General features: G+C 43.1%; 14 protein-coding genes and 1 pseudogene. All 15 read left to right on the top strand.

The window, feature by feature from the left end:
* Nucleotide 1: 1 nt before the first annotated feature.
* On the top strand, nucleotides 2–787 hold the full coding sequence (locus EL081_RS09550) for a LicD family protein (protein ID WP_126404963.1): 786 nt from the start codon (nucleotides 2–4) through the stop codon (nucleotides 785–787).
* A gap of 17 nt (nucleotides 788–804) precedes the next feature.
* A complete protein-coding gene (locus tag EL081_RS09545; protein ID WP_414485334.1) occupies nucleotides 805–1,530 on the top strand; it encodes a WecB/TagA/CpsF family glycosyltransferase in 726 nt (241 codons plus the stop codon).
* On the top strand, nucleotides 1,505–2,590 hold the full coding sequence (locus EL081_RS09540) for a glycosyltransferase family 4 protein (protein WP_126404961.1): 1,086 nt from the start codon (nucleotides 1,505–1,507) through the stop codon (nucleotides 2,588–2,590). Before EL081_RS09545 ends, EL081_RS09540 begins: the two co-directional genes overlap by 26 nt.
* On the top strand, nucleotides 2,587–3,681 hold the full coding sequence (gene wecB, locus EL081_RS09535; protein WP_126404960.1) for a non-hydrolyzing UDP-N-acetylglucosamine 2-epimerase: 1,095 nt from the start codon (nucleotides 2,587–2,589) through the stop codon (nucleotides 3,679–3,681). Before EL081_RS09540 ends, wecB begins: the two co-directional genes overlap by 4 nt.
* On the top strand, nucleotides 3,681–4,646 hold the full coding sequence (locus EL081_RS09530) for a glycosyltransferase family 2 protein (RefSeq protein ID WP_126404959.1): 966 nt from the start codon (nucleotides 3,681–3,683) through the stop codon (nucleotides 4,644–4,646). The genes wecB and EL081_RS09530 overlap by 1 nt, the downstream gene beginning before the upstream one ends.
* Before the next feature lie 57 nt (nucleotides 4,647–4,703).
* Nucleotides 4,704–5,411 carry an IspD/TarI family cytidylyltransferase gene (locus EL081_RS09525; protein WP_126404958.1) on the top strand — a complete coding sequence of 236 codons (708 nt, stop codon included), beginning with the start codon at nucleotides 4,704–4,706 and terminating at the stop codon, nucleotides 5,409–5,411.
* 1 nt (nucleotide 5,412) lies between these two features.
* Nucleotides 5,413–6,438 carry a zinc-binding dehydrogenase gene (locus EL081_RS09520; protein ID WP_126404957.1) on the top strand — a complete coding sequence of 342 codons (1,026 nt, stop codon included), beginning with the start codon at nucleotides 5,413–5,415 and terminating at the stop codon, nucleotides 6,436–6,438.
* A gap of 6 nt (nucleotides 6,439–6,444) precedes the next feature.
* Nucleotides 6,445–7,863: a flippase gene (locus EL081_RS09515; RefSeq protein ID WP_126404956.1), complete on the top strand. Its 1,419-nt coding sequence runs from the start codon at nucleotides 6,445–6,447 to the stop codon at nucleotides 7,861–7,863.
* Between the two features lie 202 nt (nucleotides 7,864–8,065).
* Entirely contained in the window at nucleotides 8,066–9,214 is a 1,149-nt protein-coding gene (locus EL081_RS09510) for a polysaccharide polymerase (RefSeq protein ID WP_126404955.1), read from the top strand.
* Nucleotides 9,215–9,342: 128 nt separating this feature from the next.
* Complete coding sequence (glf, locus tag EL081_RS09505; protein WP_126404954.1) at nucleotides 9,343–10,440, top strand: UDP-galactopyranose mutase; 1,098 nt, start codon at nucleotides 9,343–9,345, stop codon at nucleotides 10,438–10,440.
* Between the two features lie 15 nt (nucleotides 10,441–10,455).
* Nucleotides 10,456–11,511, top strand: a complete 1,056-nt coding sequence (locus tag EL081_RS09500; RefSeq protein ID WP_126404953.1) for a sugar transferase — start codon at nucleotides 10,456–10,458, stop codon at nucleotides 11,509–11,511.
* 116 nt (nucleotides 11,512–11,627) lie between these two features.
* The gene (locus tag EL081_RS09495) at nucleotides 11,628–14,069 is read left to right on the top strand and encodes a GBS Bsp-like repeat-containing protein (protein WP_126404952.1); all 2,442 of its coding nucleotides are present in this window, start codon (nucleotides 11,628–11,630) and stop codon (nucleotides 14,067–14,069) included.
* A 442-nt stretch (nucleotides 14,070–14,511) separates the two neighbouring features.
* A complete protein-coding gene (locus EL081_RS09490; RefSeq protein ID WP_126404951.1) occupies nucleotides 14,512–19,845 on the top strand; it encodes a Cna B-type domain-containing protein in 5,334 nt (1,777 codons plus the stop codon).
* A 444-nt stretch (nucleotides 19,846–20,289) separates the two neighbouring features.
* Entirely contained in the window at nucleotides 20,290–21,225 is a 936-nt protein-coding gene (locus EL081_RS09485) for a metal ABC transporter solute-binding protein, Zn/Mn family (protein WP_126404950.1), read from the top strand.
* A 9-nt stretch (nucleotides 21,226–21,234) separates the two neighbouring features.
* Nucleotides 21,235–24,295: pseudogene (locus tag EL081_RS09480) on the top strand (pneumococcal-type histidine triad protein); the annotation flags it as partial.
* Between the last annotated feature and the right edge of the window lie 235 nt (nucleotides 24,296–24,530).

Genomic DNA, 24,530 nt, shown 5'->3' with positions numbered 1-24,530 from the left:
AATGAGTAAAGTAAGACAGATTCAATTAGGAGAGTTGTCCTTATTAGAAAAGTATATTGAGATTTGTTCTAAGTACAATCTTCGCTATTATGCTTTAGGTGGGACTCTATTAGGAGCAATTCGTCACAAAGGATTCATTCCTTGGGATGATGATATGGATTTGGGAATGCCTAGAAAAGATTATGAAAAATTCCTGGAAATTTGCGAAAAGGAATTGCCAGATCATGTTATCCTAAGAATCCATGACGATAATTTAGGTAACACCTCTATCATGGATACTTCCCTTCAAATTGAATTTGGTGGGGTTGTGTGTAGTCCGTTTATTGATGTGTTTCCTTTAGATGGTTATCCGTCAGATGGTTTCCACTATTTCTTGCATACTAATAAAATCAAGTATTACCGTGCCCTTTCAAAAATATCTGTCATCAATCGATTGCACAATCGGGACCGAGGCTTCTTTGAAAATTCAATTGTGAAGGTTTCTAAGATCCTTCACTTGGACAAATTATTAAATACAGAAAAAATTAATCGGAAATTACAGAATACGATTAAACAGTACGACTTTGAGACAAGTGCTCTTGTCGGAAACGTCTTAGGCTCATATCGTGAGAGAGAGTTGGCCTATAAAGAGGTGTTTGGGGAGCCACAACTCCTTGATTTTGAAACCATTAAAATCAGTGGACATGCTGATCCGGATGCTTATCTGACAAAGATTTATGGCGATTATATGAAGTTGCCAGAAGAATCAGAGCAAAAAGGTCACTTTGAATCCACTTGGGGAGAATAAGCTTGAAAAGTTTTACAATGATGGGGGTCAGAATTGACCCTTTAACAATGGCAGAAACCGTTGCTGCTACAGAACAATTCGTACGAGATAAAAAACCGCTCCATTTGATGGGGGTCAACGCAGATAAGCTCAATCAATGTGCGACAGATGAGGCCATCAAGAAGATTGTCAATGAGTCTGAAATCATCAATGCAGACGGTGCTTCTGTTGTTCTCGCGGCACGCTATTTGGGCTATGCTGTGCCAGAACGCGTGGCAGGCATCGATTTGATGCAGGAATTGCTTCATTTGGCCAATGAAAAAGGCTACTCTGTCTACTTCTTCGGGGCAAAAGAGGAAGTCTTGACAGATATGTTAACTATCTTTAAAAAGGATTATCCGAATCTCCGAGTAGTGGGGCATCGCAATGGCTATTTCTCTGTTGAAGAGGAAGAGGCTATTCAAGAAGATATTCGTGAGAAGAATCCAGATTTTGTTTTTGTCGGCATCACCTCTCCTAAAAAGGAGTACTTGATCCAGAAGTTTATGGACAATGGAGTCAATTCTGTCTTTATGGGAGTGGGAGGAAGCTTTGATGTCCTCTCAGGTCATATCAAGCGGGCACCTATATGGATGCAAAAAGCCAATCTGGAATGGTTGTTCCGTGTGGCCAACGAACCCAAACGGCTCTTTAAGCGCTATTTTGTAGGAAATGCCACTTTTATTAAGAGAGTAGTACATGAAAAACGGAAAGCAAAAAAATAATATTCTTCACATTTCGCGAACCATGGATATCGGTGGGGCGGAACGTATTGTCTATCAGTTGGCGACAGATCTTAAGGATGAATTTGATCAGGTTCATGTCGCATCAACTGGTGGATTGTGGGAAGAAAAGCTAGCAGAGAATGGGATTCAACACCATCGCATTTTAGACGTCGATAGCAAACAGCCAGCTACGGTGCTCAAGATTCTTGCTAGTCTCTCCAAGATCATCAAAGGAAATGAGATCACTCTTGTCCACACCCATCACCGGATGGCTGCTTTCTATGTTCGTTTGTTGCAGATGCGCCATCCGAAATTGCTCCATGTCTATACAGCCCATAATGTTTTTAAGGACAAATTGCCACTTTATAAATTTGCTCTAGGGAAGGCTCGAACTGTTGCTGTTAGTCAAGCTGTCCAGGAAAATATCCATAATGATGTAAGGTCAAAAAACTCTATTGTAATTTATAATGGGGTGAAAATGAAACAAAGTGAGCATACAGTAAATGAAATTACTAAGTGTGACGGTATCAAAATAGGCTGTATAGCTCGCCTGTCCGAACAAAAAGGGTTGCCTTATCTGATCCAAGCCATGTCACTAGTGACAAATCCAAGTGTATCCTTGTTTCTTATCGGTGACGGAGAATTAAAAAATGATTTGATAAATCAAACAAAAGAGCTAGATCTGGAAGAAAGAATTCATTTTTTGGGCTACCGTAGTGACGTGGTAGAGTGTATCAATAGCTTTGACTTTTGTGTTCTTCCATCGGTCTTTGAAGGATTTGGATTGGTTGCAATCGAGGCCTTTATGAACGGTAAAACGATGATTGCAACAGATATTCCGGGTGTGAATGAAGTAGTGAACTCTGAGAATGGGATCCTCGTCCCAGCTGAGGACCCGCAAGCCTTGGCTCAAGCAATTAAAGAGTTGGCAGGGAATCCTGAGAAAAGAGCCTCTTTAGCTGCTCAAGCAAAGAGGGATTATGATACTAAGTTTAGCTATTCTATCTTTTTAGACAACTATCGTAACTTTTACCAATCGATGAGGAAGGGTTCAAAATGAAAAAAGTAATGTTGGTGTTTGGGACGCGTCCAGAAGCCATTAAAATGTGTCCTTTGGTGAATGAACTCAAGCAGCACAATACGATTGAAACCGTAGTCTGTGTAACAGGGCAGCACAAGGAAATGTTAGAACAGGTCTTAGATGTCTTCCAAGTCACTCCAGATTATGATCTTGGTATCATGAAAGCCAACCAAACCTTGTTCACCATCACGACCTCTATTTTAGAGAAAATCCAACCAGTCTTAGTGCAGGAGCAACCTGATATTGTCCTCGTCCATGGGGATACCACCACCACCTTTGCGACAGCTTTGGCGGCCTTTTATATGGGCATCAAAGTGGGGCATGTGGAAGCAGGTTTACGGACATACAACCTTCAAAGCCCTTATCCCGAGGAGTTTAATCGTCAGGTTACTTCCATTGTGGCAGACTATAACTTTGCACCGACCCAAGTTTCAAAAGACAACCTCTTAAAAGAGGGGCGCACCAATATTTTCGTTACAGGAAATACTGTTATTGATGCCTTAAAAACAACGGTAAAAGAAGACTACGACCACCCTATATTGGAGTGGGCAAAAGGGAGCAAGCTCATCATGTTGACGGCTCATCGTCGCGAAAATCTTGGAGAACCTATGGAGCACATGTTCCGTGCGGTCAACCGGATTTTGGATGAGTTTGAAGATGTCAAGGTAGTCTATCCCATCCACAAAAATCCAAAGGTCAGAGAATTGGCCAGCAAGATTTTTGGAGAGAATGAGCGAATGAAAATCATTGAGCCCTTGGAAGTGATTGATTTTCATAATTTCATGAACCAAAGCTATATGATTTTGACAGACTCAGGTGGCGTCCAAGAAGAAGCACCTTCTTTAGGAAAGCCTGTCCTTGTCATGCGCGACACGACAGAGCGTCCAGAAGGTGTGGCTGCGGGGACTCTGAAATTGGTAGGAACAGAAGAAGAAGCCATCTATCGCAACTTTAAGCTCCTTCTGGAAGACCAAGACGAATATGAGAAGATGAGCCAGGCAAGTAATCCTTACGGGGATGGAACAGCTTGTCAACAGATTGTAGAAATTATCATGAAGGGATTAGCATAATGGAAAAGGTTTCGATTGTCATACCGGTCTATAATGTCGAGGAGTATTTACAGTATAGTGTCGGTAGTCTTAGACAACAGACCTATTCAAATATTGAAATCATCCTAGTCGATGATGGATCGACGGATCGATCAGGAGAAATTTGCGACCAGTATGCTCAGGAAGATGACCGTATTCGAGTGCTCCATCTTCAAAATGGGGGAATATCTTATGCTCGCAACAACGGTGTAAGAGTGGCAACAGCTGATTGGATTATGTTTCTAGATTCAGATGATTATTATGATCGTAGAACTGTTGAATATTTAATGGGATTGAAAGACCAGTATAATGTTGACCTCGTATCGACCCCGGTCATTGAAGTCAGAAGTTATGAGGACAAAGATTTTTCAGGAGATCTAAATGAAAAGGGCGCTAGGAAATTAGACCGCCATACAGCTCTGATAGAAATGTTCTATGGTCACCACGTTGGGACCCATTCAGGAGGAAAACTCTACAAGAAAGAGATCTTACTCCAACATCCCTATCCAGAAGGAATGATTTATGAAGATTTGGCCATTGCCTATGAGCATATTGCAGCTTGTAAGGAGATTGCTGTAAGCAATCTTAATCTTTATAAATACTATCGAAGAGCGGGTAGTACAGTCAATTCGAAGTATAGCGATCGCCTTTTGAATTTCTACAAGGCCATGGAATGGAACAGAGCCTATGTCGAGAGAGACTATCCTGATGATCCGGAAATGAAAAAAGCGGTCAATGCCCGCTATGTCTTTAATGGCTTGCATGTGGTCCATGCTATGCTAGGTTCTCATATGTATGATCAGGTTAACAAAATTCGCAAAGAGTATCGTCGCTATTGGAAAGATATTCTAATCAATTCACATATTACAAGAAAAAATAAACTCAAATACCTTCTTTTGCTCCTTTCTCCTCATTTGTATCAAAAGGTGAGAGCAAAACTAGGCTAGATTGCTAAATAGCCATGTTCTAGAGAAGGAAAAAGAGACAACATCAGGAGGTTTAGGATGATTTATGCAGGGATTTTAGCAGGTGGGACAGGCTCACGGATGGGTATTACGGATATGCCCAAACAATTTTTGGATTTGGGTGGACGTCCTATTTTAATCCACACGGTTGAGAAGTTCTTATTGGTTCATGAGATTCAAAAGATTGTATTGGGGATCCATCCGGACTGGGTGACCTATACCGAAGATCTGGTAGACAAGTACTTGGCTTCTTATAAGGACCGGATCTTGGTTGTAGAGGGAGGAAGTGACCGCAACTCTACTATCGAAAACATCATCCTGGCTATTGATGGCCTACAACCTTTGACAGATGAGGACATTATCGTCACACATGATTCGGTTCGTCCCTTTGTCAGCCTAAAAACCATCCAAGAAAACATTGAACTAGCCAAGAGCCATGATGTTGTGGATACAGTGGTCGAAGCGACCGATACCATTGTTCAAAGCTTGGACAATACCTTTATCACGGATATCCCAGAGCGCCAATATCTCTATCAGGGTCAAACCCCTCAAACCTTCAAAATGAAAGACTTTCTTACCTTGTATCATGATTTAAGTGACCAACAAAAAGAAGTCTTGACAGATGCCTGCAAGATCTTTGTCATTAATGGCAAAAAAGTTGCCCTTGCAAATGGGGAATATTCCAATATTAAAATTACGACGATTACAGATTTGAAAATTGCACGCGGTATGATTGAGGACAATTAATATGTTGAACCAAATCTTTCAGCTGACCCAGCCGAAAAACATCACCATCAAATACCAAGAAGAAGACATGAGCCGTGGAGACAAGGTGTTGATTCGCCCCTATTACATGGCTATTTGTCATGCGGACCAACGTTACTATCAAGGGAAGCGGGATCCTAAAGTGCTTAAAAAGAAATTGCCCATGGCCCTGATCCATGAGTCATCAGGTATCGTGGTAGCGGATCCTACGGGGACCTATCAACCAGGACAGATTGTGGCCATGGTTCCCAATCAGCCTCCTCATCAAACAGAAGGTATCTTCTTTGAAAATTATTTGGCGGGGACACACTTCTTATCTAGCGGTTTTAATGGCTTTATGCAGGAAGTCGTTGCCTTACCGCTGGATCGTGTAGTAGCTTATCCAGAAGAAGTTCGGGGCCCTGTGACAGCTTTAGCGGAGTTTAGTAGTGTTGCTATGCATGCCATTCATCGCTTTGATCTCATTGCCCACCAACGAAGAGAGTCCGTTTTGATTTTAGGTGACGGAAGCCTCTCTTATGTGGTTGCGACTTCTTTGCACTATCTTTACCCTGATTTGAAGATAACTGTAGTTGGGCGCAATAGTGATAAATTGCAATTGTTTAATTTTATCCATCAAGCAATTTTGACCAGCGAGTTAACAGAAGACCAACGGTTTGATCACGCTTTTGAATGTACTGGTGGTCAAGGAAGTGAACCAGCTATCAATGACATTATTGATCACATCAAGCCTCAAGGAACTGTAATGTTGATGGGGGTTAGTGATAACCGGGTCGCAGTTAATACAAGAGATGTTCTTGAAAAGGGATTGACCTTTGTGGGGTCTTCTCGCTCGGGTCGTGAGGATTTCGAGCGGGCTGTAGAGATGCTGGCTAATCGTCGGGTCCAAAACCGTTTGAAAAACATTATCCACGTTGACGAAGAGGTTCAAACCATCCCAGATATTCACCGAGCTTTCGCGACGGATTTGATCACGCCGTTTAAAACGGTCTTTAAGTGGGGATTGTAGCCAATCATGAAAGTTCTTAAAAATTACGCCTATAATCTCTCCTACCAGTTACTGGTGATTATCTTGCCGATTATCACCACCCCTTATGTGACGCGGGTTTTTAGTTCAAATGACTTAGGGACCTACGGCTATTTTAACTCCATTGTCACCTATTTTATCCTCTTGGCGACGCTAGGGGTGGCCAATTATGGAACTAAGGAGATTTCGGGGCACCGGAAAGATATCCAAAAGAATTTCTGGGGGATTTATACCCTCCAGTTGGGGGCTACGATTTTATCTCTTACCCTCTATGTTCTTTTGTGTCTAACCCTACCTTCCATGCAAAATCCTGTCGCTTATATCCTAGGACTTAGCTTGGTTTCAAAGGGACTCGACATTTCCTGGCTCTTTCAGGGGTTAGAGGACTTCCGCAAGATTACGGTTCGGAATATCACGGTCAAACTAGTTGGAGTCATCTCCATCTTCTTGTTTGTCAAATCTGCCAATGATCTGTATCTCTATGTATTCTTACTGACCATCTTTGAGCTCTTAGGTCAGCTCAGTATGTGGCTACCTGCTCGGGAGTTCATTGGGAAAGCCCATTTTGATATGGCTTATGCACGGGTACATTTAAAGCCGGTCATTCTGCTCTTTTTACCGCAGATTGCCATTTCCCTCTATGTCACCTTGGACCGAACCATGCTGGGGGCTCTCGCCTCTACAAAGGATGTGGGGATTTATGACCAAGCCTTAAAACTGGTCAATATTTTGTTGACCTTGGTGACCTCACTGGGCAGTGTCATGTTGCCTCGGGTATCGAGCCTCTTATCCTCAGGAGACCACAAGGCGGTTAATAAGATGCACCAAATGTCCTTTTTGATTTATAATTTGGTCATTTTCCCCATTATTGCCGGCATGCTAATCGTCAATGATGACTTTGTTCAGTTCTTCCTAGGGAAGGACTTCCAGGATGCGCGTTATGCCATTGCCATCATGATTTTTAGAATGTTCTTTATCGGATGGACCAATATCATGGGGATTCAAATTCTGATCCCTCATAATAAAAATAAAGAATTTATGATTTCGACTACTGTACCTGCCATTGTCAGTGTCGGATTGAACCTCATCTTCCTACCAAAACTGGGCTTTATTGGAGCTGCGATTGTCTCAGTGTTGACAGAAGCTTTGGTATGGGGGATTCAACTCTACTTCACACGAGCTTATCTTAAAGAAGTGCCGATTATAGGCTCAATGATGAAGATTGTGCTCGCTTCAGGCCTCATGTATGGTCTCTTGCTACTAGTCAAGTCCATTGTCCATTTTTCGCCGACTCTGAATGTCGTTCTGTATGCTGGACTAGGTGGGGTCATCTATGGAACCTTGATTTTACTCTTCAAGGTGGTGGATGTGAAAGAGTTGAAACAGCAATTTACGAAACGTGCATAGAGCAAGACTCATCCATAAAGATGGAAGAGGTACTTGCTAGACGAAATAATGGTAACTATGAAAAGAGAGGCCGAGAAAGGAAAGATAAAAGATTCTTGATCAGCTTGGATATAAATAGTGAGATGGACACTTCTGTCTGGCACAAGACGAACCTGTCTCTTGTTATCCGTGCTTTCTTGTTTTTTATCAATGTATTATCAATATGTTAAAAATGAAATTTGACGACCTCCTCGTTAGTGTTGTCGTAGCTATCGTCATATTCTTTAATACCCTATCAACAACGATGTTGAATAAAGGGATTTTTCACATGAATGCAAGCACTCTTTTGTTAGTAGTCTTACTATTAGCATTGCGATTTTGGAACAAGATTCATGTTTCTTATACGTACTTGTTATTTTCATTAGCCTTACTATCAATTGGTGTCCTCGTATTTGTGAAAACTGGTAGACTCAATTTTTTAGTCTATTCCTTATTGATGTCCTTGTTAATAAGTGCAGATAGGAAGGTTGTTTTACGGACCTATATCTTTGTTGGTGGAAGTATTCTTGTATCAGTCCTCTTCCTGTCTCTTTTAAAAGTTATTCCGAACTTGCAATATAGTCGGGGAGGCGTTATTCGGAATTCCTTTGGGTTTATCTATCCTACGGATTTTGCCTCGCACTGTTTTTATCTTTTCATAGCGATTTCTTATCTGTTGAAGAATCGTTACATCTGGTTACGGACCCTGAGTGGGCTTTTCTTGGCCGTCTTTCTCATCAAGTTTTGTGACGCTCGGATGAATGCTTATTCACTGCTTGTAGGAACCTTGGTTTTTGTTTTCTTTTATTTAACCAAGGAAAAGAAAATTGGGCTCTATGCCCTCATGCCCTACTCAGCTGCGCTCTTTTCTTCCCTCATTCTCTATCTGACTTATCACTTCTCATGGACTTCGCCTTTCTATGTAAAAATCAATCAATTTATTACAGGGCGCTTAGCCTTAGGGAAAAATGCCTTTAATTTATACGAATTGAATTGGTTTGGAACCAGAGGCGTTCAATTTATTGGTTCAGGGGGAAGTACAGAGTCTGTTCTCAGCTACAACTATGTTGATTCTTCCTACGTTCAAATGCTCTTCACTTATGGTATTATTCCGGTACTTGCTTTGATTTTAATTTATGTTCTAGTATCTAGGGATGAATTCAAGAAAGGGAGATATCTTTACGTTGCTATTCTTTCTTTGATCACTGTCAACTGTATGATTGAAGCCTTTTGGTTTGTACCTTCTTATAATATTTTTATGTTTATCCTCTTCACTCGAAACACGGTGGATGTTAACTCATCGACAACAGTCGGTGAGCCAGCATTAAGTTAGTGATAATCTCAGCAGTTGTTGGAGGACTCATATAAGGTAAAACAATACGATTGTTGGACATGTTTTTGTATCAGTTCGAAGCATGCTAAGTTAAAAACTGATGACTATATTTTTAAAGGGAGACAACTATGTACGATTATCTGATTGTTGGGGCTGGTTTGTCGGGGGCAATTTTTGCCCATGAGGCGACCAAGCGTGGTAAAAAAGTAAAAGTCATTGATAAACGGGACCACATTGGTGGCAATATCTACTGTGAAGAAGTGGAAGGGGTCAATGTTCACAAGTATGGTGCCCACATTTTTCATACGTCTAACAAAATAGTGTGGGACTATGTCAATCAGTTCGCTGAGTTTAACAACTATATCAACTCACCGGTGGCTAACTACAAGGGGAGCCTCTACAACCTTCCTTTCAATATGAATACCTTCTACGCCATGTGGGGAACTAAGACTCCTCAAGAAGTCAAGGATAAGATTGCCGAGCAAACAGCTGACATGAAGGATGTTGAACCGAAAAACTTGGAAGAACAAGCCATCAAATTGATTGGTCCAGATATCTATGAAAAGTTGATCAAGGGCTATACAGAAAAACAATGGGGCCGTTCTGCGACAGACCTTCCACCATTTATCATCAAGCGTCTTCCAGTTCGTTTGACCTTTGATAACAACTACTTTAATGACCGTTACCAAGGGATTCCAATCGGTGGTTATAACGTCATCATTGAAAACATGCTGGGTGATGTGGAAGTAGAGCTTGGAGTTGACTTCTTTGCCAATCGTGAAGAACTGGAAGCATCCGCAGAAAAAGTAGTCTTTACAGGGATGATTGACCAGTACTTTGACTACAAACATGGGGAGTTGGAGTATCGCAGTCTTCGATTTGAACACGAAATCTTAGATGAGGAAAACTATCAAGGGAATGCCGTGGTCAACTATACCGAGCGTGAGATTCCTTACACTCGGATCATTGAGCACAAGCACTTTGAGTATGGGACTCAACCGAAGACGGTGATTACCCGTGAATACCCAGCTGACTGGAAACGGGGAGATGAACCCTACTATCCAATCAATGATGAAAAGAACAACGCTATGTTTGCCAAGTACCAAGAAGAAGCCGCTAAAAATGACAAGGTGATCTTCTGTGGGCGCCTAGCAGACTATAAATACTACGACATGCACGTGGTTATTGAGCGTGCTCTAGAAGTCGTAGCAAATGAATTTGATTGAAAGAAACAGTGATTCATGAAGTATTTTCTAAAAGAAGAGTTTTTAAAAGATTCTGGAGCTCGAAACGCCGGGAACAAGGCTAGAAATGATGTCGAAGAGATCGTCAAACGAGAAGGCTATCAACCCTTGTTGTTAACAGTTGAGGATTGGTACCAAATGGGAACCGTTAAAGCCCAACAGCATAAGGCGAAAGCGCTGGCTCAAGCTTTTTCTCAGTTGAAATCAGGGGATCAATTATTAATTCAATTCCCCATGCTCCATCATAGTTTTTTCACCACTCGGTTGGTAAGAAAAATCCAGCGAAGAGGGGTACAAGTCTATTTTATTATCCATGATTTAGAAGCTTTGCGCTATGCCAATCTGGATACAGTACCTTTGAAACATAAGATTCGAGTCCATCTTCAAGAATCAAGTCTATTGAAGGTAGCTGATGGAGTGATTGCTCATAATCCGATTATGAAATCAGTATTGGTGGAGAAGGGGATCCCAGAGCACAAACTAGTTAGTTTAGAAATTTTTGACTACCTCATTCCGAATTACCAAGAGAAAGATGGTCTATCAAAGGATCAACCAATCATTGTAGCAGGGAATTTAGCCCAAGAAAAAGCAGGCTACCTTTATCAATTGCCTGCTAGACCGGCCTACAATCTCTATGGTGTCGGCTTTGACGAGAGCAGAGCACTTGCTAACGAGACCTACTTTGGCTCCTTCCTACCAGATGAGCTCCCTGCAGCCCTTGAAGGTGGCTTTGGTCTTGTCTGGGACGGGGATAGTGCGGAGACCTGTAGTGGTGTATTTGGTGATTACCTTCGCTACAATAACTCTCACAAGGCTTCACTTTATCTAGCATCGGGCTTCCCGCTTGTCGTGTGGAAACAGTCAGCCTTGTCTCACTTTGTGCTTGAGAAGAGCTGTGGGATTGCAGTAGAGTCGCTACATGATCTCTCTCTAGCGATTGAACAGTTAGACGATAAGGACTACCAAGACTTGCTTGTCAATGCGAAAGGCATCGGTCAAAAGATTCGTAATGGACGTTATTTAACAAATGCCTTGAATAAACTTGTAAAATAGAAGCCTGAAAAGGCTTCCTTTTTTGTATTCCGTAGAAAAAACGCCTAGAAAGCTTTTCGAATCCCTCTCGGTATGCTAAAATAGGGACAGTATAAAATATGATTAAAGGAATGGAAATGAGAAAAAAGGATTTCATTTATTTTGCCAGTGCAGCTGTATTGCTAGCTGCCTCTGTCCAAGTCGCCCATGCCGATGAAGTGGGAGTGAAAGAATCGGCAGTCACTGAAAGTGAATCGGTAACGACACAAGCTAGCCCAACACCTGTCATTGAGGATAAACCTCAAGTAGCTTCCAATAATTATGCGGCGCCAGCCCCAGTAACAGAGCTTCCAGTTACTAGCTCAGAAGTTACGAAGGCAGACGAGCCAAAGGAAGAAACAAAGCCTATCTCAGAAGGACAAACTGTCCCATCTTCTGAGTCAACTATGAAACCTGTAACGGGAACTACTACCTTCTATAGTGCGGGTTCCAAGGCCCCATCTGGCCGTACAGTTAGTAGCCCTGTTTCGGCAGATTTGAGCATCTCCAATCCAGATACCAATGGGAACTTTACCATCACCGCCAAGAACCTCAAAGGCTTCGAAGGATATAAGGAAGTGAAGCTTCCTTTCTGGTCACATGCCAATGGGATGAAGGATATCGTCTGGTATAGCCCAAGTCGCCAAACGGATGGCTCTTATACGGTTACAGCTAAGGTCAGCGATCATGAAAATGCCAGTGGGAAGTACGAAGCCCAAGTCTTTTATGTGGATCATCAAGGTCGCAATACCTTTGTGAAGAAGGCCTTTATCGATCGTGCAAAGCCAAGCGCTGACTTATCGATCTCTAATCCAGATGCCAATGGAAACTTTACCATCACCGCCAAGAATCTCAAAGGTTTCGAAGGCTACAAGGAAGTGAAGATTCCTTTCTGGTCGCATGCCAATGGGATGAAGGATATTGTTTGGTACAGTCCGACACGCCAATCCGATGGCTCTTATAGTGTTACAGCCAAGGTAGGTGATCATGAAAATGCCAGTGGGAAGTACGAAGCCCAGCTCTTTTATGTAGACCAGCAAGGTCGCAACACCTTCGTGAAGAAGGCCTTTGTCGATCGTGCAAAACCAAGCGCAGATATTACGATTTCAAAAAACGAGGTAGAGGGTACCTTTACGATCACAGCTAAGAACCTTAAAGGCTTTGAGGGCTACAAGGAAGTGAAGATTCCTTTCTGGTCTCAAGCAAACGGGATGAAAGATATCATCTGGTACACGCCAACTCGTCAAGCAGACGGTTCATATACTGTGACAGCCAAAGCTAGTGACCACGAAAACGCTGATGGCCAGTATGAAGCGCAAGTTTTCTATGTGGATGCCAAAGGCCAAAATAAGTTTGTCAAGAAGGCCTTTATTGATTTCAAAAATCAGTCACGTCCAACTGCTAGTCTCTTAATCCAAAACAACAACAAGGATGCGGGTACCTTTGACGTCATCATCAAGGATGTCTACAGCCCTAAAGGCGTCCGTGCTGTGCAAGTCCCAACTTGGTCTGATAGGGATGGCCAAGACGATATTCGCTGGTATGAAGCGACTCGTCAATCAAATGGAGACTACAAGGTATCAGTCAAAGCGAGCGATCACAAGAACTCTACTGGTAAGTACCATGTTCACCTTTACTATATTCAAAATGATGGTTCTCGTGTGGGTGTCAGTTCAACGACTACAGAAGTTGAGTTCCGAAATGCCCAGACCAAGACACAAACAGGGATCAAAAATGTCAATTCTGGTGCTGGAACCTATACGGTAACGGTGGATCAAGCGCCTCAGGGACGTCGGATTAAGAACATCCGTGTCGCAGCCTGGTCTCAAACTCACCAAGAAAATCTTTTCTGGTATTCAACAACACCTTCTGGTAAACATACAGAAGTGCAAGTCTCTGTAGCCAATCACCAGTATCAATCAGGCAACTATACTACTCACGTCTATGTGGACTACGTCGATGGTGGCGTTGAAGGCTTTAACCTTGGACAAACAGCCCTTCATCCCCGTGCAACAGTAGATCAGACCGCTTTTAGTCCTCGTGTAGCGAATGGGCAACGGGACCGTGTCTTACGGGCAGCAGCTAGTTTAGTCGGTGCTCGCAAAGGAAGTGCAGCTCACCAACAATTGGTCAATGATTACAACAGTATCAAACCACTTCCAGTTGGTTATGAGGTGAAGATGACTGATGACTGGTGTGACGTCTTTGTCACAACGGTCTTTCAGCGGGAAGGCTTGAGTGGTTTGATTGGCCGTGAATGTGGAGTTGAACGTCACATCCAAATTTTCAAACGCTTGGGCATTTGGAATGAAAATGGTGCCTCTACACCAAAAGCAGGGGATATCATCACCTTTAACTGGGATCAAGATTATCAATCAAATGATGGTTGGGCAGACCATATTGGAATTGTGGAACGCGTCGAAAATGGACTGATTCATACAATCGAAGGAAATTCCGGTGCAGTTGGAACTGTCAAACGCAATGTATACCGTATCGGACATGGCAATATCCGCGGATTTGCGACACCGCGCTATAAATAACATACATATTTTTCAGCATTTTTGCCTAATGACATTTCTAGAATAGAAAGACAACCAGCTCTATAAAGGAGCTGGTTTTTTGTATCCCTTTGATGATAGGAGGAGGAGTCATTAGGCAAGGAGTTTTTGTCCAAAAAAATTTAAAAACACCCTAGAGATATCTATGCAACTATTTAAAGGTAACTGAGAAGGGTATAAAAAAGCTATGAAAACAAGGGCTGGAGCCATATAATAGATCTTTGCAATCATATCTTGGGAGGACTTAACTTAAATTGGCTAGTTGATGCAGAAATCAAGAAAACTTAAAAAAACAAAAACATTAGATGGCTCATTTGTTCATTTAGCGATACTTTTTGTATAATCGTTGGCTTAATTGACTCATATATGATAAAAATGTAATGATGAACTTTTTGGGTTCAAAATGATAAAAGGAGATGAAAGAATGAAAAAGAGACCGTCCTTATGGACAACCTTTTTGAAAAAAGGGTTTGCCCTCTTCACTATTTTGATGATGCTGGGTCAATTGGGTCAAGGGGCTGTAACAGCCTTGGCGCAAGAGCTAGCAGTCGGAGATAATGGTGCCTTAGATGTCAGCCTCTTGTATGGTGATAAACAAGAGCATCCAGGTGGTATGGCCTATACCACGTCTGACACCATGTCTGGATACATCCAGATTACCCCAAAGAATCTGACAACAGATCTCGATGATGTAGTGGTGAATCTAGTGCTTCCAGGGAAATACTTGGATGAGGTGAATGTTCCCGAGTTCAATAGTAGTTCACAACATGATGCACCATCTGTGACCAAGGTAGGAGATGATTACCATGTCAGTCTACATTTTACCAACTACCAAAAATCTGAGGTCTTGACCCTACCATTTATCGCCAAGTTTAAGTTAGGACTCCCTCCTACCAACTACTCGATGGATATTACAGGGACGCTCAATATCAATGGTGCTGAGACTGCTATAAATAGTATCACTTGGAAACCTCAATACAAGGATTATACCTTGACCAAGTTTGTCAATCAGAACTATGATGCGACGATGTCCAGAGATTATGCGGAAGCATCTCCAGGGATTGTAACTGGAGCAGATGGCAAAAAGTACATTGAAAAAGCTACTTCGGTTCCGTTTGCCTTCTTGTTAGATGGGATGCGTGGACAGTACAATGGTAGCTATCGTCAGTTGGAGTCTGCAACAATCACAGACAAATTGCCAACTTATACTGACAAAGATGGAAAAACTCGTACAGCCGTTCTAGATACAGAAAAATCAGAAGGCTGGGTTGATAATGGGGATGGTACGGTTTCAAAAACCTTTGTTGCCAATCCAAATAGCAATCTTTCAAGCTATCATTCTGAGTTTATGCAACAGATCCAAGACAAGAGTTTCTTGTACTTGAAATTCCCTGATTTGGTCATGGAGAAAGACCAAACCCTAGAAGATGTCTTAGTGAAAGACTTGACCAATACTGCGACTGTCGTAGGGATTCCTGCGGAGCGTGGAGAGGGAGAACCTGATGTAAGGGCTGAAGATTCTCTTATCTTCCGACTTACTTCTCGTGACTTGGAAGGCAAAGGAGCTTTTGCTAAGCAAGCAGAAGGTAATGTCTACGACTCGACAGACTACAAGGCAGCCAACTACAAGTGGCTCTTGAAATACAATAACATCACACCATTTGCTCAAAAAAATATCGTCTTTTATGATGAGCAAGTAGACTCTCGCTTGAAGTTTACCAAGATTGAATATGCTCGCATGTTGATTGGGATCTATGGAAACGGACCTCTGATCAATCAATACGTGAAACGCATCATCCTAACCATGGAAGATGGCTCAACTAAAGAAATCCAACCAGAGGCAGACAAGGATGGATTTGGAAGCACTGATTTGACCAAATATGGAACGGTTGTCGGCTGGAGACTGGAGATGAAAGACGACTTCGAGCTTCCATCTGGTCAAGGGATTTATATTTCTACCTATACAGCCTTCAAGGATCCAGAAAAGACTCATATCGATCAGAATGATGAGTCTAAGAATGCCTATGAAAATACTGGACGGATCACCTATAAGACCCAGTCAGGGGCAGACAGAGACCAATCTGCTAAATGGCAGTTCAAACTTCTTCCGTTGACAGAAAATGTTGAACTGACTAAGAATACTGATTACAACAATGTCCAATTTACAGATGGAAAAACCATTCGTTTTGCCCTATCTGCAAATAATGTCCGCTTGGATCCAGGTAAGGACTACAAGGATTTGCGGGTCATTGATCTCTTTGATCCAAATACGCTGGATATTGACTTTAAAGATTTAGATCAATATTTTGATAAAAATAGCACTCGCTTTAGCCCTTGGAATAAATCTTACGAGGTCATTGAAAATTACCACAACTCTGGACGTTCTGCCTTGATTATCCATTTGGATCAAAAGGAATTTATCAAACGCTCTCTAGAGACTGGTGGTCAAGTTCGTTTGCCATTTATCTATACCAAGCTGAAAGGGAAAGCTGATGGCGGAACCTTTACCAACCATATCTATATGGCGGGAGAAGGACTCTGGGATCTAGAAACGGCTAACCCGAATAAGGTTGCAGTAGATAGCTACGATTTGAATAACAATGGTTCGACAACGGATAAGGTTCCTCATGCGGAATCCAACTATACCATTGTCGCAGCTGAAGGGGTTTATTCTCGTAAGTTCATTGCCAAAAACGATGACTTGTCCGATGCCTCAACAGTAACCCGTACCTTCAAACCAGGGGAAACCTTTAATTACAAGTTGACCATTAAGAACAACACAGACAGGCCAGTTGAAAATACGGTGATTTATGATGTTCTCCCTAAAGTTGGGGATGTCAACACACTAGATGCTTCAGCTCGTAAGACAGAATACACAGTTAGTCTTCGTGGTCCGATCACTGCTCCAGAAGGGTGGACAGCATACTACACAACTGACACCACAGTTACAGCTAGTACCATGGCACAAGCGGCAGATAGAGATATTTGGTCAGCAGATGTCACAGACTTTAGTAAAGTAACAGGAATTAAGGTCGTTGCGAATGAGGGGACCACTATCGGTGCACGTAGCCAAGTAGATGTTGCGGTGCCAGTGGTCAACCCAAGCGAATTGACAGACCAAGTCAAGCAGTTGATGCTAGAACGGACAGAAGACAACAAGGACAATGGGGGCCGTTCAGGTGTCGTCCAAGCCCATAACCAATTCGGTTATAGAGCCAAAGGACATGAAGGAAACCGTGAGTCCAATACCGTAACTTCTCAAATCTTCGCAGCAAGCTTCCATGTGAAGAAGGTTGACAAAGATGATACAAGCAAAGGCCTAGCAGGTGCTGAGTTCACCTTGTCAGACGCGACTGGTGCAGTTCTTGCGACTCAAGTTTCTGATAAGGATGGCGACCTTTCCTTCACCACCCTAACAGAAGGAACTTACACTCTTAAAGAGACGAAAGCTCCAAACAACTACAAGTTGGATGAGGCAGAACATGCTGTCCTTGTGACCTACGATGCAGATCAACAGCTCTACCATGTCACGATTGATGGCGAAGCGACTGGTTCAAAAGCTTCACCAAAAGTGATTGCCAATGAGAAAGATATCCATTATATCGATCTGGAAGCTTCAAAAGTCTGGGATGACCAAGACAACGTCGAAGGTCTTCGTCCAGAAAAGATTGAGTTCCAATTGTACAAGAATGGAACAGCAGAAGGCAAACCAGTAGCTCTTTCAGCAGGAAATGACTGGAAAGTAACCTTCAGCGCTCTTCCGGACAAAGACAATGACGGCAACGTGATTACCTACACTGTAAAAGAAGTCAAGGTACCGACTCATTATACAGCTGATAGTCAAGAAGCTCAGTTCGTCGATGGAAAAGCAACCATTACCAACAAGCGTACTCCTGAAACTACAGAAGTCAGCGTGAAAAAAGTTTGGGACGATGCTCAAAACCAAGACGGTCTCCGTCCATCGACCATCACGGTCCATCTCCTAGCCAACGGAGAGGAAGTACAGGCTGCGACTCTTTCTGGTGAGGGAGATACATGGAGCCACAGCTTCACCGACTTGCCAGTCTACAAGAATGGTCAAAAACTAGTCTATACGGTAACAGAAGATACAGTTGCGAACTACTCAACAGTTATCGACGGTTCAACCATTACCAACACTTACAAGCCAGGTAAGACAAGTGTAACAGTGACCAAGAAATGGACAGATGCAGAAAACCAAGATGGCCTTCGTCCGAAGAGCATCAAGGTTCAGCTCTATGCGAATGACCAAAAATCAGGTAAAGAGGTAGAACTTTCTGCAGACAACGACTGGACTTACACCTTCTCTGACTTGGATGAGAAAAAAGCTGGTCAAACGGTTCAGTATACCGTGAAAGAAACAGAGGTGCCAGAAGGCTATACTCAAACTGTAGAAGCTACGAACCCGGGTCAAGTAGTGATTAGCAATACGCACACTCCTTCTAAGACGAAAGTTCAAGTAACCAAGAAATGGGACGATGCCAATAACCAAGATGGTCTTCGCCCAGCGACGATTACAGTCAAACTTTATAAAGATGGAGTTGCTACAGACCAGACCCTTGAATTGTCAGAAGCGAATCAGTGGCAAGGAACGTTTGAAAATCTTGATGAAAAAGCAGCCGGTAAGGCCATTCACTACACTGTGAAAGAAGAGAATGTCCCAGAAGGCTACACCCTTTCAATTGATGACAAGGATCCAGCTCATCCTGTCTTGACCAATAAGCATGAACCAGCTGTCACTCAGGTCAAGGTCACTAAGAAATGGGATGACGCTAATAACCAAGATGGCCTTCGTCCAAAAGAAATTCGCGTCCAATTGTATGCGGGTGATCAAAAGCTAGGCAAGGAAGTTGTCTTGTCTGCTGAGAACAAGTGGACTCATACTTTTGAGAAACTTGCTGAAAAAGCAAACGGACAAGAGATTCATTATTCTGTGAAAGAAGTGGATGTCCCTGAAGGTTACGCCGTAACAGAAGAGAGCAAGGAGAAGGGCGATATCGTCTTGACCAATACGCACACTCCAAGTACGGTGGATATTCCAGTCACTAAGATCTGGATGGACAATGACAACCAAGATGGTCTTCGTCCGACTAAGATCACTGTGAAACTTCTTGCCAATGGTGGAGAAGTGGCTCGCAAAGATATTACAAGCGAGACCGATTGGAAAGAAACCTTTACTGGCCTTCCTAAGTTTAAGGATGGCAAGGAAATCGTCTACACCCTTCAAGAAGAAAATGTTGAAAATTATTCACCAAGCATTGACCAAGAAAGCTATACTATTACCAATACGCACACTCCAGGTAAGACCACCCTCTCTGTAACCAAACAGTGGGATGACCAAGAGGACAAAGATGGTCTTCGTCCGAAGAGTGTGAAAGTGCAGCTATATGCGGATGGTAAGAAATCTGGTAAAGTCATTGAATTGTCAGCTGAGAACAAGTGGACTCATACCTTTGCGGATCTAGACAAGAATGTCAAGGGCAAAGCTGTCACCTATACGGTGGAAGAAGTCGATGTTCCAACCGGTTACCAAGTGACGAAAACAGAGGATGGTCAAGGTAATGTTGTTCTGACCAATAAACATGAACCAACAGAGCCAGTGACACCAGAACCTAAGAAACCAGGTAAGAAGGTTGGTATCTTGCCAAGCACTGGTACCACTATCTCCTTGATTAGCTTGGTATTAGCCTTTGTAGTCGCAAGCGGTGCAGCTTATCTCCTTAAAAAGAAGAAAAAATAAGCGCATGGTTTGATCTAACTAATCGAGAGTATTAAAGAGGCCCTTAGGGGCCTCTTTAGAATAGAGATAAACTGTTTTTACATTAACTAGCTAGATGATTCTTCAAAACAATGAGTTTTTATTTGAGTCATATAAGCAACTCTAAAACTTTCCGCTGTGAGAAAAGTGCTAGAAACAATAGTGTTTCTAGCACTCGGGAGTTTTGGAACCTTAGTTCCAAAACTAAGTCATGGAACTTCTTCGAAGTTCGCTGACGTCCGCCCTCACCTAAGGAAAGTTTTTAAGATTGCTTTGTCTTCAATCTGAGAGGCTCCTAGGGGGCCTCTTTTTTATGTGTGATAAAAAATACAAAAAAAATTCTTGACAAACTAAAAAATTAACGTTATCATTAACTAGTTAATTAACTGTTTAATAAACTGATTAAGAAAAAGAAAGGATTTATACATGTGTGGGAGGAAACTAAGGGCCTTAGGAATAGGATTCATCTGCCTTTTGTTGCTAGTGGCTTGTGGGAGTCAGAGGAGTTCGGAAGCTGGCTCTACTAAAAAGGGGCTCAAAATTGTGACGAGTTTTTATCCTGTCTATTCCCTGGTCAAGGAAATTTCAGGCGATCGAAACGAAGTATGGATGGTTCAGTCAGGTGCTGGGATTCATGATTACGAACCTTCGGCCAAGGAGACAGCCCAGATCTATGATGCGGATGTCTTCGTCTACCATTCTCAAACACTCGAATCTTGGGCTGGACGTCTAGATCCTAGCTTGCAAGACTCGAAACTGCGGGTCATCGAAGCCAGCAAAGGAATGGAATTGGATAAGGTCGCTGGCTTAGAAGATATTGAGGATACGGAAGGGAAGGATGCAAAACACTTGTATGACCCCCATACCTGGATGGATCCACTGAAAATCGCCGAAGAAGGGAAGATCATTGCCCAAGAGTTGGGAGACATCGATCCAGAAAATAGAAGTTATTATGAGGCCAATGCCCAAAAGCTTGCAAAACGCTGTGAGGCTTTGGTGGACAAATACCAACCTCTCTTTGAAAAAGCGACACAAAAAACCTTTGTGACTCAGCATACAGCCTTTTCTTATTTAGCCAAGCGCTTTGGTTTGAAACAATTAGGAATTGCAGGGATCTCGCCTGAGCAGGAACCAACAGCCCGTCAATTAGCTGAGATTCAGCAGTTTGTCAAGGACTATCAAGTTCAGACTATCTTTGTTGAGAAGCATACCTCGTCCAAGGTGGCTGATAGCATTGCCAAGGCGACAGGGGCAAAGGTGAAGGTCTTGGATCCTCTCGAAGCAGATCCAGAAAATAACAAAGATTTCTTGGAGAACCTAGAAGAAAATATGGCGAGTCTAGCGAAAGAATTACAGGAGTAAGTAGAAAGAATGAAGAAAAAAGGAACAATTGGATTAGTAGCGACCTTAGGTCTGGGTTTATGTGCCTACGCCTTAAGTCAGCAAGCACCAGTCAAGGAAGACAAAAAGAGTCAGAATCAGGTGCAGTATTTACAAGGAGACAAGAAAAAGTCAGCTAGTAGCTCAAACAAGCAGGAAGAAAGCATTGAATCCGTCAACTCGAAGGAAAAGACCAAGGCAGAGCAGATTGTGGTTAAGATTACTGACGAGGGCTTTGTGACTTCCCATGGAGATCATTTCCATTACTACAATGGCAAGGTCCCTTACGATGCGATATTTAGTGAGGAACTGATATTACGTGATCCCACTTACCAACTGCAGCAATCGGACATTGTCACACAGGTGCGAGATGGCTATATTATCAAGAAGGATGGGACCTACTACCTTTATCTAACCGATCCGCAACATACACTGAATGTTCGTTCGGTGGAGGAAATTGCCCAACAGAAAAAAGGAGAGCTGGTTTCAGATTCGAAAGAGAGTGTCCAAAAAGCTGGGCAAACTCGTGATTTTAGTCAGCCAAGTCAGGCTTTACGAGAAGGGAAAACAGTAGCCAGTCTAACAGCAGGAGTCAAGCCTAGCCAGGGTGGCTACCGGACAGATGACGGCTATGTCTTCCATCCTGGGGATGTGATTTCTGATACAGGAGATGGCTTTATCGTGCCTCATGGGGGACACTACCACTATATTCCGAAGAGTGCCTTATCAGCTGGAGAATTAGCTGCTGCCTTATCTATCTTAAATGGTAGAGGGGGGAAAAATGAGGTAAAACCTGTATTGCCCCCTTCTATCCAGTTGACTGCACCGGTTAATCCGAATCAACCGATTCCAGTACCTGTCACTCCAGCGCTCTCCACTCCTCTTCCCCACCCAACAGTGACGACAGAAGGACGAAGTCTGGAAAGCCTACAGAAAGAGCTGCAGCATACTCCGCTTTCAGAGCGCCATGTTGAGTCAGATGGTTCTGTTTTTGATCCAAGTAAGATTACCAAATGGACAGATCAAGGGGTAGTTTATCCTCATGGGGATCACTTCCATTTCATCCCTTATAGTCTCCTTTCGCCTTTAGAGCGGGAGTTGGCACGACAGTTCCAACTATCCCGTACACAAGGTGGAAGTATCGCAAAAGAAGAGAGTCCAACTCAACCTTCAAGCCCAGATACAAAACCAGTCGATCAGGACCACGACCATGAGAAGGAGGATCCTCATCACAAGCATGACCATGAGGACCATGAAGCCGATCATGATCATCATCATGAAGGTGAACAGGCCCATGAGCACGATCATGGATTCCATGCAGATCATGTCATCAGCAAGGATGACGAGGGCTATATGGTCGCTCACGGAGACCATGCTCATTACTTCTACAAGAAGGATCTCTCTCCACAAGAGATCGCAGCTGCAGAGGCGGTGTTGGCTGGTAAGAAGGAAGAAGACAAGGGTCAACCACTGACAGATGATGTGGCGACCTATTCGCGCGATGCTTCGGATGAAGAAAAAATTCAGTACATTAGCCAGACTTACGGCGTCCCTCGGGAAGCTATCAAGATTTCCAATGGTTTCTTTGTCTTTAACAATCCAGACCAAGAATACGATCCAACCCATATCCACCCTTATGCAGTACGGAAGGAGCATGTTCGGATTCCGCTTGAAACAGGGAATCCTGAGCTAGACTTTATCAACGAGCTCTATGCAACAGCGCTTCGCTCTGGTATTTCTCCATATACGATGCAAATCGAGAATGGTCAGTTTGTCATTCCGCATGGAGACCATAATCACTATATCAAGGTGCGCTCTGCAGGCCTGGCGGACTACTTAGCTCACCGTCTACCGACCATCCAAGCAGCTTACCAGAAAGGTGACTTGGACCAGAAAGCTATAGAGGACAAGGTCAACCAACTCCTAGCAGAAAGTCGGACTTTGTACGCTTCAGACCCTCTACAACAAAGACGGATTGAGTTGAACTTGGGTCAATTCTTAGAAACTGTTAAAAACTTCCCAAGCAATTCGACAGCAGGCTACTTGGCTAGTCTGGACCAAGTTGACAAGGAATATATCCACGCGACCCAAGAAGTCAAACCAAAAGAAGAAACAGCCTTGGACCGTCGCTATCAGGAATTGCTGGAACAAGTTCGCTTGCTAGATACCGAAGCTTTCCAACTCAAGAAAGAAAGCCTCGTTTCTCAGTTGCAGGAAGCCTATACGGCCAAGGATAGCCAACGATTGGAGAAAGAAGGAAAATTGTTGCAGGCCATTCAAGAGATGCAAGATCGGACCGGTGTGACTTCGGTGGACTACCTCAAGTATTTCTACCAAAGTTTAAGTGATGCGCGCTTGACACCAGAATTGCGGGCGACAGCAGCGGACCTTGCTTTGAAGCTTTACCGGGCTCAGGCCTTTGAAGAAGCTTGGGACTCAAAAGCCCATTTCATGGAACTCTACCAAGCCAAGCAAGCTATTGACCAACTAGTGTCTCAGGAAAATGCTCCAACCTATCCAATTGAAAAAACAGTTCTGGATCAAAAGGGAGCAGATGCTCCGTCCTATAACTTAGCTGTTTACGACTTCCTCAAGGGGGTCTATGGTGACTTGGATGAAAAGACAGAGTCTCGTCAACGCTCCAGTCTCTTGACAGCACTTGTAGAACAAATCACCTCTCTTTTGCCACAAGTAGAAGAAAGCAAACGTCCTGCCTTTGAAGAACGTTTGGAACAGGTGCGCCAAGAGCCAGATGCTGACACGGCTTTGACAACTGGGAAAACTCTTTTGCGTGAAGTTGGTGAAACGATTGAACAACAAAAGCAAAAGAAAACAGAAGAACCTCAACTGGGAGACGTAGCCCTCTATCAAGAGATTTATAACCAGTTGATCGCTCTCCACCAACAATTGGCTGAAAAAGGAGCCAGTGATGCTCAGTTTGAACGCTTAGAAGCCCTCTTTGATCAACTAGCTGATCCAAAGAGCGACAAGAAAGCCTTGTTACAGGCGATCCAAGCCCTTCGAGATGATTTGCTAGCGGCGCCATCGACAGCAGTGACAGTGGAAGCAGACAAAGCAACCCCAGCCCCTCAAAGTCCTGCTACAAGCGATTCTAACCTAAATAAGGAAGAAGCTTCAGATCCTGCTCAGACTCCATCTCCAGAGTCAGAAAAAACAGAAGCCAGCCCAGTCACAAGTGAAGAAACGACGGACTAGGACCTATGTAGAAATAGCAAAAAAACACAGAATCAATTTGATTCTGTGTTTTTAGATGTAGATAAAATCTT

This window comes from Streptococcus viridans, assembly GCF_900636365.1.
Classification (GTDB): Bacteria; Bacillota; Bacilli; order Lactobacillales; family Streptococcaceae; genus Streptococcus; species Streptococcus viridans_A.
This window is presented reverse-complemented; position numbering and strand designations above follow the sequence as displayed.

Coding starts and splice junctions, on each gene's coding strand:
- EL081_RS09515 (WP_126404956.1), top strand. CDS start 6,445: ATGAAAGTTCTTAAAAATTACGCCTATAATCTCTCCTACCAGTTACTG.
- glf (WP_126404954.1), top strand. CDS start 9,343: ATGTACGATTATCTGATTGTTGGGGCTGGTTTGTCGGGGGCAATTTTT.
- EL081_RS09525 (WP_126404958.1), top strand. CDS start 4,704: ATGATTTATGCAGGGATTTTAGCAGGTGGGACAGGCTCACGGATGGGT.
- EL081_RS09520 (WP_126404957.1), top strand. CDS start 5,413: ATGTTGAACCAAATCTTTCAGCTGACCCAGCCGAAAAACATCACCATC.
- EL081_RS09485 (WP_126404950.1), top strand. CDS start 20,290: ATGTGTGGGAGGAAACTAAGGGCCTTAGGAATAGGATTCATCTGCCTT.
- EL081_RS09495 (WP_126404952.1), top strand. CDS start 11,628: ATGAGAAAAAAGGATTTCATTTATTTTGCCAGTGCAGCTGTATTGCTA.
- EL081_RS09540 (WP_126404961.1), top strand. CDS start 1,505: ATGAAAAACGGAAAGCAAAAAAATAATATTCTTCACATTTCGCGAACC.
- EL081_RS09530 (WP_126404959.1), top strand. CDS start 3,681: ATGGAAAAGGTTTCGATTGTCATACCGGTCTATAATGTCGAGGAGTAT.
- EL081_RS09545 (WP_414485334.1), top strand. CDS start 805: ATGATGGGGGTCAGAATTGACCCTTTAACAATGGCAGAAACCGTTGCT.
- wecB (WP_126404960.1), top strand. CDS start 2,587: ATGAAAAAAGTAATGTTGGTGTTTGGGACGCGTCCAGAAGCCATTAAA.
- EL081_RS09490 (WP_126404951.1), top strand. CDS start 14,512: ATGAAAAAGAGACCGTCCTTATGGACAACCTTTTTGAAAAAAGGGTTT.
- EL081_RS09500 (WP_126404953.1), top strand. CDS start 10,456: ATGAAGTATTTTCTAAAAGAAGAGTTTTTAAAAGATTCTGGAGCTCGA.
- EL081_RS09510 (WP_126404955.1), top strand. CDS start 8,066: ATGTTAAAAATGAAATTTGACGACCTCCTCGTTAGTGTTGTCGTAGCT.
- EL081_RS09550 (WP_126404963.1), top strand. CDS start 2: ATGAGTAAAGTAAGACAGATTCAATTAGGAGAGTTGTCCTTATTAGAA.